This window comes from Flavobacterium sp. NRK1, from assembly GCF_024054175.1.
In the GTDB taxonomy this organism is placed as follows: Bacteria; Bacteroidota; Bacteroidia; order Flavobacteriales; family Flavobacteriaceae; genus Flavobacterium.
Genome location: NZ_JAMXLA010000001.1, coordinates 3,022,649 through 3,036,606 on the forward strand (window position 1 = coordinate 3,022,649; position 13,958 = coordinate 3,036,606).

Sequence of the window (13,958 nt, forward strand, 5' to 3'; positions counted from 1 at the left end):
AGGAAAGTTCTATATGTTTAATCTTTAAAGTGTTGATTTTTAGTATTTTGTTTTTAAGCTTGAAAAATCATATTTCTTTTCCCGGAAACATATTTTCACTCAATTTGTCTTACGTTATTTATAAATTCATCTACATATTTTTACCACTCATCGAATAATGACTTTCTCTGAATGGAAGTCAACCGATATTTGTATCAGAATTTAATGCTAATCCCCCATAAGCATAATGCAAAGTTATTATCCCCCAAATTTCAATGTAAAATTCTAATGTGTTTTTCCAGCTCCTTCTGCCCCCAGAGGAGCTTTTTTATTTTCAGTATAGCATTAAATCAGGTAATCGAGAAATATTTACCATTCATCGAAAGCAATCGCCTAATGGACTAATAACCAAAATTTGAGAGTGATTATAAAAATATATTTGTACAGGAAATAAACGCTATTCTAATAAGTATAAGCGGCAATATAAATAGTTAGGTTTTTAATTTGTTGGTTTTATGATTGGTTGTGAATATAATCCCCTCTTTGTTAGGGGAGGGGATTATTAAAAGGCAATCTGATTTAAATTTTTGTAAAAATGAGAAAGATATTTTGTATTTGTTTAGTATGTAGTCCTTTAATTTCTGCTAAAAAGATTGAAAGCAAAACTATACCTCATACTAAAGCTAACATCCAAAAAAAGGAATTGATTATTACTTTTAAGAAAAATGATGTTCTCTTGGAAGCAGAAAACTATTCTTTTTAATTATTATATATCATTCTGTAAGAGGCTTTTTAAAGCCTCTTTTTTTGTTTATAAAACATCATATTTTTAGACATAGCTGTAAATTACTATATTTGCCCCACATTCAATGTTTCTTAGATCTGCACATTGCATTTCGTCGCCTTTTCAGTCCTTATCTATATTATCATAAATACACATCTGTTGATAATAGGGACTTATTACAGCAAAGGCTATTAGCATACATAGTTTAACTTAAACCAGGGATATTTACATCTTCCTCTGATTAACGCGTTAAAAATTTTTTTATATAATGAAAATACATATTGTTGATTTACTAATATTCATAGTTTACTTATTAGTTATGCTTGGCATAGGCTTTTACTTTATGAGCCGTAATAAATCTAAAGAAGATTATTATGTAGGAGGGAGAAATATGTCGGCTGGGCATATAGGCCTTTCAGTAGTAGCAACAGATGTTGGCGGGGGCTTTTCAATTGGATTGGGAGGCCTTGGCTTTATGATGGGACTTTCAGGTAGTTGGATGCTTTTTACCGGCCTTTTGGGAGCCTGGATAAGTGCGGTTTTTTTAATTCCGAAAATTTATCCGGTGGCAAGAGAAAATAAGTTTTTAACTTTTCCTCAATCTTTGGCTTTTCATTATAATGGTAAGGTGGCATTAATTGCCGGCTTTATATCGTTAATAGGCTATGTAGGTTTTACAAGTTCACAAATACTTGCAGGAGCTAAACTGGTAGAAGCTACATTTCCAAGTATATCTATTAATGCAGCAGTACTTATAATGGGCGTTATCGCTGTAGTTTATACGGCAGTAGGGGGTATTAAAGCGGTTATTTATACCGATACCATTCAATGGATAATACTTATGGGAGGCCTAATATTTATAGGTATTCCTTTAGGATATAGTTATGTAGGTGGCTGGGAAGCTATAAGCAATACTGTACCTTCAGGCTTTATGTCTTTAACTAATGTTTCTTTTGTACAAATATTTAACTGGCTTATTACAATTGTGCCTATATGGTTTGTAGGAATGACACTTTATCAACGTATTTTTGCCTGCAGAGATGAAAAAACTGCTAAAAAAGCATGGTTTATAGCAGGATTGTTTGAATGGCCGATAATGGCTTTTATGGGTATAGCTTTGGGGCTTTTTGCCAGGGTAGGATATGAGCAGGGTTTATTTACTGCTATTGGATATGCTCCCGGCGTTCATATGGATGCTGAACTTGGCCTGCCTCTGTTTTTAAGAACAATATTGCCGATAGGATTAATGGGGCTTATGTTATCAGCTTATTTTTCTGCAATTATGTCAACAGCTGATAGTTGTTTAATGGCAGCATCGGGAAACTTTACTACTGATATACTCGAGTATTTTAAAGGAACAAGAAAGTTTGGCCACATAAAATACTCACAGGTAATAACACTTATAATTGGTGCTTTGGCTATAGTTTTGGCAACCAATATGCAAAATGTACTTGAACTTATGCTTTATTCATATGCCTTTATGGTTTCAGGGCTGTTAGTGCCTGTTTTAGGAACGCTTATACTTAAAAAACCATCGGCTAAAGCTGCATTAACAGCTATGGTTACGGGTGGACTGACAACTTTAATACTTATAATTAGTCAGATAGAGCTTCCCCTGGGATTAGATGCTAATTTCTTCGGTATCTCTGTATCTTTAGTTTCCTTTATTTTGGTACAGACTATTTACGGAAATAAAACTCCGGATTTTTCCTGATATTTATTGAATGAGAATTAAAAACTACTTTATCTATTAATTAAAAATTCATTATTTGTTTCGATTTGTAAAGTAGCTGACATTTGGATTATTTATATCAATATAAATTTGATTATAAATTTAAAATATCATGAATTATTATAACAAATTTTCAGTATGCATGCTGTTATTGTCCTTATTAGCAATAACAGCCTGTGCCCAAAAGAAAGAACATTCAGTTGTATCAAAAACTGATATAAGTAAGAATGTGATTCAAAAACCGGAAAATCCTTATTATTCTAATACGGATACTACCAAACTAAATCTTAGTGAAGCAGAATGGAAAAAAATATTGCCTGAAGATGTTTTTGAAGTAGCAAGGCATGCGGATACCGAAAGGCCTTTTACAGGAAAGTATTGGAATACAGATGTTAAAGGGACTTATTATTGTGCAGCTTGTGGTAACAAACTTTTCAGATCCGATTCAAAATTTTCCAGTTCATGCGGATGGCCCAGTTTTTTTGAGATGGCAAACAAAAACAGTGTTGTTTATAAAGATGATAATTCTTTAGGAATGCACAGAACAGAGGTATTATGTGGCAGATGTGACAGCCATTTAGGCCATTTGTTTGATGATGGGCCACCTCCTACAGGTAAAAGATATTGTATGAATTCTATTGTTCTTGATTTTATTCCTGATACCAAATAATAAAGTAATGAAAAAAATGATAATGATGGCATTTGTGGTAACAGTTACTGCTTTTGCCCAAAAGAAAGAAATGAGATCAGATAGTAACCTGGAAACAATTACTCTTGGAGGCGGCTGTTTTTGGTGTGTAGAAGCTATTTATGAAAATCTTGATGGGGTTACATCTGTTGTATCGGGGTTTTCAGGCGGGAATATTACTAAGCCTGATTATGAAAATGTTTCAACCGGCACAACAGGTGCAGCCGAAGTGGTACAAATTACCTATGATAAAACAAAAACAAATCTTGATGAAATTTTAAAAGTTTTCTTTACTGTTCATGATCCCACAACCCTTAACCGTCAGGGAGCAGATATAGGTACACAATACAGGTCTGTAATATTTTATAGAAATAATAAACAAAAAGAGATTGCTGAAAATATCATTAGATCTCTTAATAAAGCTAAAGTTTATGATAAGCCTGTTGTAACATCGTTAGAACCATTCAGGAAATTTTATAAAGCAGAAGACTATCATCAGGATTATTATGCAAAAAATAAGAACAAACAGTATTGTGAATTGGTAATACAGCCAAAACTTGAAAAATTTGAGAAGGTTTTTAAAGACAGGCTCAAAAAGAAAAATAAATAAAGATGAAAAATTTAATAATAGCAGCGCTAATAATTTTAGGAACATTAGGGAGTTATGCTCAAAAACCTGAAATATATGCTACAAAAACCTATGCAATAAACGGATATGATGCCGTAGCTTATTTTAAAGAAAATATGCCGGTAAAAGGCAATATAAAACTTATTTATCGATACAAAGAAGCTAACTGGCTTTTTTCAAGCGAGGAAGATCTAAGAGAATTTAAGGAAAATCCTGAAAAATTTATTCCTCAATACGGAGGATATTGTGCTTACGGAACATCTCAGGGATATAAAGCAAATACGGAGCCTGATGCATTTACAATACTTAATGGGAAATTATATCTGAACTACAATAAAAAAGTGCAGGAGGTATGGAACAAAAATCGTAATAACTATATTATTGAAGCCGATGCTAACTGGCTTAAAATAAAGGATGAATAATTAAATAGCTGTTATACTATAAGGAAGCAGTATAATTTTGCAGTACAAAAAGTATATTGTTGAAATCAGATTTAAGCTCTTCTGACTGATTCTTAAGATTATACTCAAATGTATCTGCAATGTTGTAGCTTTTTTTCATTCCTACTACACTTATTTTGTGTTTGATTTTGCGAACAAGATTTGATGCTCCAAAATAATCTGATATATTCATTTTGTTTTCATATTCAGCAATTTCCAAAGGCAGCTCTTCTTTCAAAATTCTGATGATTTTCTTTTTAAAAACTGTGTCGTTATCCGCAATTTCATTTATATAATTAATATTTGGCTTTTCCATTTTCTTTCTTAAATATTAGTAATGAATAATTATGTGCAAGTTATCTCTAAAATGCTAATATATAATCGATACGGAAATGCCATTGGTCTATATTTGTTTGCATTTGGTAGACCTATGAAAGATAATTATAGCAGAAATTTAAAATAAGTACGAAATTTAAATATCCTAAAACGAAATTATTAACATTATAATTACATACATAAAGTTTAAATGCTTTTTCTTATTAACGGCCATATTTTATAATTCACCTACAGTAAAGTTCCATTCATCGAATAATGCTGTTTTTAATTATATACAGTCGGATATTTGTATCAGATTTAAATATTGACATTATACATATTGATACTTCCCCCACACTAATAACTTTAATTTCTAATGTTGGTTTGTTAAAAAGCTCCTTCCCCCAAAGGAGCTTTTTTATTTGTAAACAGGTAGTTATATAACGCACATTTTAAATCTAATTTCTAATAATCACACTCTATCTTAGGAAGGTAGCTTTTCACCGACAGATAATATCCAATGAACTAAAAAGGGAATTTTAAATTTTAATTGCAATTACATTTGTACAAGAAAGTTAACCAAAGTACAAATATGAAGGCTTTAATTGTAGATAATCAGGAATTAGTGTTTACCTCATTAGAAAGAACATTAAAAAAACAAGGCTACGAGATTGTTATTGCAAGGAATGTATATACTGCTGTAGAAACTTTAAAGTATTTTGAACCTGATATACTAATTACTGATAGTAATATACCCACTCATAAAGACGATTTAAATAGAGTGTACGGATATAATGAAAAAACGGAAGGCTTAAATCTGATATATTATTTGAGGATGATAAAGCACAACTTTGTTCCTATAATTTTGCTTTCTGCAAATTATGATGAAGAAATTGTGGCAAGAGGTTTTGCTTTGGGAGTGAATGATTATGTGCAAAAACCCCTGAATTTAAATGAAATATCTGTTAGAATAAAAAAACTTACAAGTGAAGCTTACAATATGGAAAAAAATAATAGCATGATAAGCGTAGCTTAAATAAAATATATATAAAATTTATTTAATTAAGATTGGTTGGTTTTTATTATTGGTTATGTTGTGTAAGCCCTGACAATTAAGTCGGGGCTTACTTATTGATAATAAGCTATTCAGTTATGGTTATTTCTTAATACTAGCATACAATGAAGTTTTTAATCCTTTTTTTGTTTATTAAATGATAAAGATGTACTTTTCTCTAATGCTTTTTACGGAAAAAATTATATGACAAAATCATACATTCTTCTTAAAGACGAATTTCAAAATCTTATTTCAGCAAATACTATTTTTTTTGATTTCATCACTAAAGATAAATGTGATGGTATATTATTTTGCGATCTTCAAAATCCTGAAAATTATTGGCTTAGTGAATCATTCCTAAAAACTTTAAAGAATGATTACTCTCATCAAAACTGGATGTCAGGTTTAACTGAAACTTCTAAAAATCAGGTTTTACATCTTTTACAGCAATCAGAAAGTGAATTTAAAACTGAGCTGAATTTTCAATCTGTGACGGGCAATCTTATTGTTTTAGCAGCCGAAGCGCTTATTATAAATAAAAATGAAGGAGAACACCAGCGGTTATTAATACGTTTTAAAAATAGTGTTAAGGAAGTTAAGCAATTAAAGAAAATAAAAAAGCTTAAAAGATTAAATCAGATATTTCAGGAAACAAACCAGACTGCAAGAGTAGGCGGATGGGAAGCAGATCTGATTAATCAGACTTTAACCTGGACAAAGGTTACAAAAGAGATTCATGAAGTTGATGAGAAATTTGTTCCGAATATAGAGACTGCATTAGAATTTTATAAAGAAGGATGGAGTAGGGATCTGGTAATTAAATTATTTGATAAAGCGGTAGAAAATGGTGCTCCTTTTGACGAAGAATTTAAAATAATAACTGCCAGGGGGAATGAAAAATGGGTGAGGTCTTTTGGTAAGCCCGAATTTGTAGATGATAAATGTGTAAGGGTTTACGGAGCCTTTCAGGACATAGATGAAAAAAAGAAACAAGAATTAGAATATATTGAAACTAAAGAAAAATTTGAAATTATTTTTAATAATTCTTCTTTAGGAATTGTTCTTGTAAATAAAGAAGGAAAAATTTTAATGATCAACCCTGCATCGTTAAAAATTTTCGGATTTGAAAAAACTGATCAGGAAACACTCTATAATTTTACGTATAAGGATCTTATTCATCCTGACGATCTTGAGATGGCTGCTAACTACAGGAAACGTTTATTAGCGGGCGAGCTTAAAAACTATTCAATAGTTTGTCGTTTTTACAGAAATGACGGAGAAATAATATGGTGCAGAACTAATACTTCTATAGCTTATCTTAATAATAGTGATGATTTTCTTGTAACTACGCAGGTGGAAGATATTACAGAACGCAAAAAACTGGAAGAGTTGGCTTCTGAAAATGCACTTCGTTTTAAAAGTGCTTTTGAATATTCACCTAACGGAATGGCTTTAGTAGGACTGGAAGGAAACTGGTTAATGGTTAACCAATCGCTATGCGATATGCTTGGTTATACTAAGGATGAGTTTATGCACCTTACTTTTCAGCAAATGACACATAAGGACGATCTTGATATTGATCTAAGGCTGTTAAGACAGGTTATAGATGGAAGAATTAATACATACAGTATTGAGAAAAGATATTTGCATAAGCAGGGTAATATTGTATATGGTTTATTAAATGTTTCATTAATAAAAGATGAGTCTGGTAACCCACTTTATTTTGTTTCTCAAATAAATAATATTACAAAAAGAGTACTTGCTAAACAGGAATTAGAAAAAAGCCTGAATGAGCATAAAAGTTTATTAAATGCAACTACAGAGGTTTCTATTATAGAAACTGATGTGAATGGAATTATAAAGAAATTTAATAAAGGGGCAGAAAAACTGCTGGGCTATAAAGCGGAAGATGTAATTGGCGCAATGAATGTTAGTGATATTCATGATCCTGAAGAAATAGCCAGACGTGGAAAAGTTTTATCTGAATTTTATAATGAAGATATTCAGGGCTTCAAGGCTTTTGTTTATAAAGCCGATATAGGAGAGTTTAATTCTATTGAGTCAACATTTATACGTCAGGATGGTACAGAATTTCCGGTACAGCTGGTGATTACATCAATTAGAAATCCTAAAAATGAAATAACAGGTTATGTAGGCATTGCAATAGATATTTCCCAGCTGAAAAAAATGGAAACATCTTTGCGAAAGGAAAAATTAAAAGCTGAAGAGGCTAATAAATCTAAATCTGAATTTTTGGCAAATATGAGCCACGAGATAAGAACTCCTCTTAATGGAGTTATTGGATTTACAGATCTGTTAATGAAAACTTCTCTTAGTGAAACCCAGGGAAAATATATGGAAATGGTTAACTCTTCTGCACATTCTCTGCTGGACCTTATAAATGATATACTGGATTTCTCTAAGATCGAGGCCGGTAAGCTTGAACTTAATGAGGAAAAAACGGATATTATTGAATTATGTTCGCAAACGGTGGATATTATTAAGCATGATGCACATACTAAAGGACTGGAACTTTTATTAAATATATTGCCTGATGTAAAACGCTTTATTTTTGCCGATCCTATACGATTACGGCAGATTCTTATAAACCTGCTTGGAAATGCGGTTAAATTTACTGAAAGAGGAGAAATAGAATTAAAAGTTGAAAATGTTCCGGTTGAGAGTACTGAGGAAGAAATGATGTTTACTTTTTCTATACGTGATACAGGTATTGGTATAGCTCCTCACAATTTAAAAAAGATTTTTAATGCTTTCGATCAGGAAGATGCGTCTACTACAAGAAAATATGGAGGTACCGGGCTGGGAATAACTATAAGTAACCGCCTTCTTGAGCTTATGGATAGTAGTTTAAAAGTTGAGAGTAAATTAAATGAAGGCAGTACATTCTCCTTTAATGTAAAATTTAAGACAGAAGAGGGGGAATCCTATAAAAATGAAAACACGCATGATGTTAAAAGAGTTTTGATTGTTGATGACAATGAAAATAATGTCACTATTTTAAAAGACATGCTTGCTTTTGGTAAAATTGAGTCAATATCTGCTTCAAATGGAATTGATGCGCTTGAAATATTAGAGAAAGACAGAGATTTTGATTTTGCAATTATAGATTATAACATGCCTTATCTTTCAGGTATAGAACTCATAGGGCATATAAGAAATAAAGTAGGATTAACCAAAGAAGATTTGCCTATAATGCTGCTTCACAGCTCAATTATAAATAATGATATTGTACAGGCATGTAAAGACTTAGATGTTAAGTTTAATATAACTAAACCAATTAGGATAGATCAGCTTTTTGACCTGATAAGTGTGGTAAAAAAACCTGTTTCAGAGGGAAAAAGAGAAGAGGTTACAGAAATTGCATCTGATAAATTTGAATCTTCTTTCAATATTTTAGTAGCTGAAGATAATCCTGTAAACCAGATTCTGGCAAAAACGATTATTCAGAAAGTATTACCCAACGCAAACATTGTTTTGGCAGAAGATGGGCAAAGAGCAGTAGAATTATTTAATGATTCTCTATTCGATTTTATTTTTATGGATATACAAATGCCTGTTATGAGTGGGTTTGATGCTGCAAAAAAAATAAGAAGTCTTGAAAAAGGCAGATCAGTACCTATAGTTGCACTAACCGCAAGGGTTTTAACCGGAGAAAAAGAAAGATGTATTGAAGCCGGCATGAACGATTATATAACAAAACCTATAATTTTTGAAAAATTAAAAGGGATCATTACCGAATATCTGATCGATAAAAGCTAAAAAAAAGTTAATTACTTTAACTATAATAAAATATTATTCTTTTTATATTTTCTTTAATCTTTCAATTTTAAGCACGAAAATAAATTATGATTTTAATTGTTGCCAATGAAAATAATGTATTAATACCAAGCGACTGGGACGTAATATTTTGTGATACCAGTTTTGAAGTGCTGCAGCTTTTAAAAAAAGGGATGAAAGCGAGTATTCTTATAATTGATGAAAAAGCTGTGCCTTTAGATGCATACCAGACAATAAATTACATAAAAAAAGAAATAAGACAGGATATACCGGCAGTAATATTATGTGAAACTATAAATTCTGTAAATGATACCCTAACTGATGCTGCATTTTTTATAGAGAAGCCATTTAATGAATCACATATACCGTTGATTAATAAGCTGCATAAAGAATATAATGAAGAGAGAAAATCCAAACCTCAGTTATACTCGTTAGATTACCTAAAACAGGTTTCAGATAATAATAACGATTTTATTATAGAGACACTTATTATATTTAATTCCTCGGTTGAGGAGAAAATTAAAGAGTTAAAAATTGCACTTATAGATAAAGATTACGATAAGATTGCCCAAATTGCCCACAATATAAAGCCTTCTTTTGAAATGCTTGAAAACAAAAATGCTGTAAATATTTGTTCACTTTTAAATCACAATGCGACAGAAGCTGATTTACCAAAACTGGTGAAAGATTTAGTTTCTGAATTTTCGGAAATGATAATACAAATAAAAAAAGATTTTCCTGAATTAAATATGCAATGAAAAAAAGGATTTTAATTATAGAAGATAATCCAATGGTTGTAAAATCTTTGGAGTTTAAACTTAATAATGATGGTTACGAAGTTGAAGTGGCTAATGATGGCAGGACAGCTTTAGAAATATTAGCGTCAACTGACTTTGATTTAGTAATTACAGATTTAATGCTGCCTTTTATAACAGGCATACAGATAATTGAATTCATAAAAAAGAAATCTGAAAATCTGCCAATAATTGTACTTTCTACCTCAACTCAGGAAAGTATTATTATGGATGCTTTTAATATGGGTGTAGATGACTTTATTACAAAACCGTTTAGTCCTAATGAATTATCATTGAGAGTTAAAAGGAGTTTAGCTAAACTGTAAAAAAAATAATAAATTGGGGGATAACTATTATACTATTTCCGGGGGGAACTGGATATTAGAATTAGACTTTTTATTTTGCACTCTATTGGCAATATTAATTTTTTGCCTTGTTTTTTTTATTTTTTATTTAAGGATATATAAAAACTACAGAAGTCAGAATAAAAAGATCTATGAAAATTTATTTATTGATTTTATAAACGTTTATCTCTTCAGCCCTGATTTTAAGGAAAGCCAGTTAACGGAGTTTAAAAACACCTATTTAGAAACAGGATTGCAAAAAGCAATTGCCATAAAGGTGATTTTAATTTATAATCAAAATTTTAAAGGTGAGTCTAATACGGCACTTAAAAAACTTTTCTTTCTTTTAGGATTAGAAAATGTTGTGTTACGTGATTTAAAAAATAAAAAATGGTACAAACGTGCAAGAGCTGTATATGTTTTATCTAATCTTAAGATTAAAGCTGATGAACGTATAATGATATCATTACTTAATGATAAAAAAGTTGAAATACGGCTGCAAACAGTACTTTACTTTATAAAACTCTCTGAAAAAGATCCTTTAAATTTTCTGTATAAATTACAGGAACCTCTAACTATATGGCAGCAGATACACATATCTGCGGCTTTAAAAAATTATGAAGGAGAAATTCCTGATTTTTCACAATGGCTTACTCACGAACAGGAAAGCGTAGTGACTTTTTCTATGAAAATGATTGCCGAGTACGGACAGTTTGAGAACATTCCAAAAGTAATTCCTTTTTTTAATAGCTTAAATGATGAAATTAAAAAAGAAGCTATAATATGCCTGCGCAAACTGGGATATGAAGAAACAGTTGATCTTAGTATAGCAGATTTCTCTTCATCTTCCATTACGGTTAAAAAAGAAATTTTAAAAGTCATCAAAGAATTAGGCGATTATAAAAAATTAATGCTGCTTTTGCCTTCTGTTACTAACGATGATATAGAAGTTAAAACTGAATTTTTAAGAGTTGAGCAATATTTTTTAAAATAACTTCATTTGAATTATAATATATTATTAGAAATAGCGAGCTGGCTTTTCCTGACATATGCAGCAATTATATGTTCAGGCTACCTGTTTGCGGCTTTATTTTCTTTTTTAGAAATTAAAAACTATAAGAGAATTTATAATTTGCCTCAGGAAGAAACGGCGATGCTCCAATCATTTAACCTTCCTTCAATATCAATATTGGCTCCTGCCTATAATGAAGAAGCGAATGTAGTTGAAAATGTAAAATCATTGCTGACACTTGCTTATCCATCCTATGAGATAGTTGTTATTAATGATGGAAGCCGTGATAATACACTTCAAAAACTTATAGATGTTTTTGATATGGTAATTGATGAATCACCACGATATAATAAGTTAGAAACTAAAAAAGTCAGGGCAGTATATATATCCAGACATAAAGCCTATAAAAACCTGACGCTTATTGATAAGGAAAACGGAGGAAAAGCCGATGCGCTTAATGTTGGTATAAATAATTGTAAGAATGATATAATCTGCTGTATAGATGTAGACTGTATTCTTGAAAATGATGCTTTACTTAAACTGGTAAAACCCTTTTTAAATAATGAAAAAAAAGTGATAGCATCCGGAGGTATTATACGTGTTGCTAACTCATGTATTATGGAAGATGGCCGTATTATTGAAGTTCGCTTACCGGATAAATTTATAGCCCGCGCACAAATTCTTGAGTATTTCAGGGCTTTTTTAATGGGCCGCATGGCATGGTCAAGATTAGATGGGCTGCTGCTTATTTCGGGTGCTTTTGGTATGTTTGATAAAAAGACCGCTATAGAAGCTGGCGGCTATAATACGCAGACGGTAGGGGAGGATATGGAATTGCTTGTGCGTATGCGTAAAATGATGCTTTTGAGAAAAGAACCCTATTCGGTAGGGTTTATTCCCGATCCGCTTTGCTGGACAGAAGTACCCCAGCAATGGAATATTTTATACAGGCAGAGAAACAGATGGACCAGGGGCAATATAGAAACTTTATGGACACACCGTGATATGCTTTTTAATCCTAAGTTTAAAGTTTTAGGGCTATTAAGTACACCCTATTGGCTGTTTTTTGAATGGCTTGCTCCAATAATTGAATTTTCGGGAATTTTATTTTTATGCCTTTTGTTGTTTTTGGGAAAATTACACTGGCTAATATTTTTCAGCTTTTTTACAGTAGCTTACCTGTTTTCAGTTTTATATTCTATAACAGCAATTTTTTTTGAAGAATATTCTTTTCAGCAATATAAAAAGCCACAGTATATTTTTAAATTAATACGAACGGCATTCATGGAACCATTATTTTATCATCCTTTTGTTATGTGGGCTGCTATAAGAGGTAATTATGATTTAATAAGAGGAAAAAAATCATGGGGAGCCATGACAAGAACAGGTTTAACTAATCCTCAGAAAAAATAACGTGTAAGCGAATATTTTAATAAATTTTAAATACTGCCAGTGCAATGTATAAAACGCTAAAAATAAAATTGCTTTTTGCTTTTGTAATTACAATTATTACAATGCCTGTTATTTCTGCTCAGGATAATATAACTGCAGAAGATTTATTTGCGAAAGCAAGGCATGCTGCTTTTGAAGATAAAAATTTTAAAGAAGCCATAGATTTAACCGAAAAAGCTTTAATTATTTCTCCTGATGATACAGATATTCAGATTTTTTTAGGAAGATTATATTCATGGGATAATCAACCCAATAAAAGTAGGAGTGTCTTTAAAAAAACTATAAAAGAACATCCTGAAAATCAAGAAGTATATTTGGCCTATGGCAATCTGGAATATTGGAGCAAAAATTATAAAGAGGCGTTAGATATTGTTGAAAGAGGCTTATCTAAAGATCAGGGTTCCCAGGAACTGATTCTGCTAAAAGCAAAAATTCTTATTGAATTAAAAAAGTTTACTGAAGCAAATAATACAATTAATGCACTTTTAATTATTAATCCTGGACATGAAGAAGCAAGGGCTTTAAGCCGGGGAATATCAATTTTATCTTCAAAAAATGCAATAGGGCTGAGGTATGATTATTCCTATTTTGATAAACGTTTCGATGATCCGTGGCATTTAGTTGCACTTGATTACACAAGACAAACCAAACTTGGATCTGCAACTGCAAGGGTAAATTATGCAAATAGGTTTGCTACTGATGCCGCTCAGTTTGAAGTAGACCTTTATCCTTATTTTTCAAAAACATTTTATGCATATATTAATACAGGAATTTCTGGGAATAAAGATATATTTCCGCAATTTAGGGCAGGATTTTCTCTTTATGCCAATTTGCCGGCTGCTTTTGAGGTAGATGCCGGTTTTAGATTTTTAAACTTTACTACTGATGATACATGGGTGTATACCGCATCAGTTGGTAAATATTTTAAAAATTACTGG

The 13,958-nt window shown here is 31.3% G+C and carries 13 protein-coding genes; 12 read left to right on the top strand and 1 reads right to left on the bottom strand.

Annotation, left to right across the window (positions count from 1 at the left end):
- Window positions 1–574 precede the first annotated feature (574 nt).
- The 5 genes from NHE85_RS13925 (at window position 575) to NHE85_RS13945 (ending at window position 4,233) form a co-directional block, all read left to right on the top strand.
- Complete coding sequence (locus NHE85_RS13925; protein ID WP_252812751.1) at window positions 575–742, top strand: hypothetical protein; 168 nt, start codon at window positions 575–577, stop codon at window positions 740–742.
- Window positions 743–1,031: 289 nt separating this feature from the next.
- Window positions 1,032–2,477 carry a sodium:solute symporter gene (locus NHE85_RS13930; RefSeq protein WP_252812752.1) on the top strand — a complete coding sequence of 482 codons (1,446 nt, stop codon included), beginning with the start codon at window positions 1,032–1,034 and terminating at the stop codon, window positions 2,475–2,477.
- Between the two features lie 130 nt (window positions 2,478–2,607).
- The gene (gene msrB, locus NHE85_RS13935) at window positions 2,608–3,165 is read left to right on the top strand and encodes a peptide-methionine (R)-S-oxide reductase MsrB (RefSeq protein ID WP_252812753.1); all 558 of its coding nucleotides are present in this window, start codon (window positions 2,608–2,610) and stop codon (window positions 3,163–3,165) included.
- A 22-nt stretch (window positions 3,166–3,187) separates the two neighbouring features.
- Window positions 3,188–3,793, top strand: coding sequence for a peptide-methionine (S)-S-oxide reductase MsrA (gene msrA / locus NHE85_RS13940; protein ID WP_374676578.1), 606 nt, complete (start codon window positions 3,188–3,190; stop codon window positions 3,791–3,793).
- Window positions 3,794–3,795: 2 nt separating this feature from the next.
- On the top strand, window positions 3,796–4,233 hold the full coding sequence (locus NHE85_RS13945; protein ID WP_252812755.1) for a YHS domain-containing (seleno)protein: 438 nt from the start codon (window positions 3,796–3,798) through the stop codon (window positions 4,231–4,233).
- Window positions 4,234–4,249: 16 nt separating this feature from the next.
- Here NHE85_RS13945 and NHE85_RS13950 read toward each other — a convergent pair whose 3' ends face one another.
- On the bottom strand, window positions 4,250–4,567 hold the full coding sequence (locus NHE85_RS13950; RefSeq protein WP_252812756.1) for an Hpt domain-containing protein: 318 nt from the start codon (window positions 4,565–4,567) through the stop codon (window positions 4,250–4,252).
- A 591-nt stretch (window positions 4,568–5,158) separates the two neighbouring features.
- Here NHE85_RS13950 and NHE85_RS13955 point away from each other — a divergent pair.
- The 7 genes from NHE85_RS13955 to NHE85_RS13985 all read left to right on the top strand — a co-directional run.
- Entirely contained in the window at window positions 5,159–5,602 is a 444-nt protein-coding gene (locus NHE85_RS13955) for a PleD family two-component system response regulator (RefSeq protein ID WP_252812757.1), read from the top strand.
- Window positions 5,603–5,824: 222 nt separating this feature from the next.
- Window positions 5,825–9,400: a PAS domain S-box protein gene (locus NHE85_RS13960; RefSeq protein WP_252812758.1), complete on the top strand. Its 3,576-nt coding sequence runs from the start codon at window positions 5,825–5,827 to the stop codon at window positions 9,398–9,400.
- A gap of 86 nt (window positions 9,401–9,486) precedes the next feature.
- Window positions 9,487–10,176, top strand: coding sequence for a hypothetical protein (locus NHE85_RS13965; RefSeq protein ID WP_252812759.1), 690 nt, complete (start codon window positions 9,487–9,489; stop codon window positions 10,174–10,176).
- On the top strand, window positions 10,173–10,538 hold the full coding sequence (locus tag NHE85_RS13970; RefSeq protein WP_252812760.1) for a response regulator transcription factor: 366 nt from the start codon (window positions 10,173–10,175) through the stop codon (window positions 10,536–10,538). Before NHE85_RS13965 ends, NHE85_RS13970 begins: the two co-directional genes overlap by 4 nt.
- Before the next feature lie 85 nt (window positions 10,539–10,623).
- Complete coding sequence (locus NHE85_RS13975) at window positions 10,624–11,550, top strand: HEAT repeat domain-containing protein (protein WP_252812761.1); 927 nt, start codon at window positions 10,624–10,626, stop codon at window positions 11,548–11,550.
- Window positions 11,551–11,556: 6 nt separating this feature from the next.
- Window positions 11,557–12,981, top strand: a complete 1,425-nt coding sequence (locus tag NHE85_RS13980; protein ID WP_252812762.1) for a glycosyltransferase family 2 protein — start codon at window positions 11,557–11,559, stop codon at window positions 12,979–12,981.
- 44 nt (window positions 12,982–13,025) lie between these two features.
- Window positions 13,026–13,958: YaiO family outer membrane beta-barrel protein (locus NHE85_RS13985; RefSeq protein ID WP_252812763.1), on the top strand; the 933-nt coding region annotated here is incomplete at its 3' end.

Coding starts and splice junctions, on each gene's coding strand:
- NHE85_RS13925 (WP_252812751.1), top strand. CDS start 575: ATGAGAAAGATATTTTGTATTTGTTTAGTATGTAGTCCTTTAATTTCT.
- NHE85_RS13930 (WP_252812752.1), top strand. CDS start 1,032: ATGAAAATACATATTGTTGATTTACTAATATTCATAGTTTACTTATTA.
- msrB (WP_252812753.1), top strand. CDS start 2,608: ATGAATTATTATAACAAATTTTCAGTATGCATGCTGTTATTGTCCTTA.
- msrA (WP_374676578.1), top strand. CDS start 3,188: ATGATGGCATTTGTGGTAACAGTTACTGCTTTTGCCCAAAAGAAAGAA.
- NHE85_RS13945 (WP_252812755.1), top strand. CDS start 3,796: ATGAAAAATTTAATAATAGCAGCGCTAATAATTTTAGGAACATTAGGG.
- NHE85_RS13950 (WP_252812756.1), bottom strand. CDS start 4,567: ATGGAAAAGCCAAATATTAATTATATAAATGAAATTGCGGATAACGAC.
- NHE85_RS13955 (WP_252812757.1), top strand. CDS start 5,159: ATGAAGGCTTTAATTGTAGATAATCAGGAATTAGTGTTTACCTCATTA.
- NHE85_RS13960 (WP_252812758.1), top strand. CDS start 5,825: ATGACAAAATCATACATTCTTCTTAAAGACGAATTTCAAAATCTTATT.
- NHE85_RS13965 (WP_252812759.1), top strand. CDS start 9,487: ATGATTTTAATTGTTGCCAATGAAAATAATGTATTAATACCAAGCGAC.
- NHE85_RS13970 (WP_252812760.1), top strand. CDS start 10,173: ATGAAAAAAAGGATTTTAATTATAGAAGATAATCCAATGGTTGTAAAA.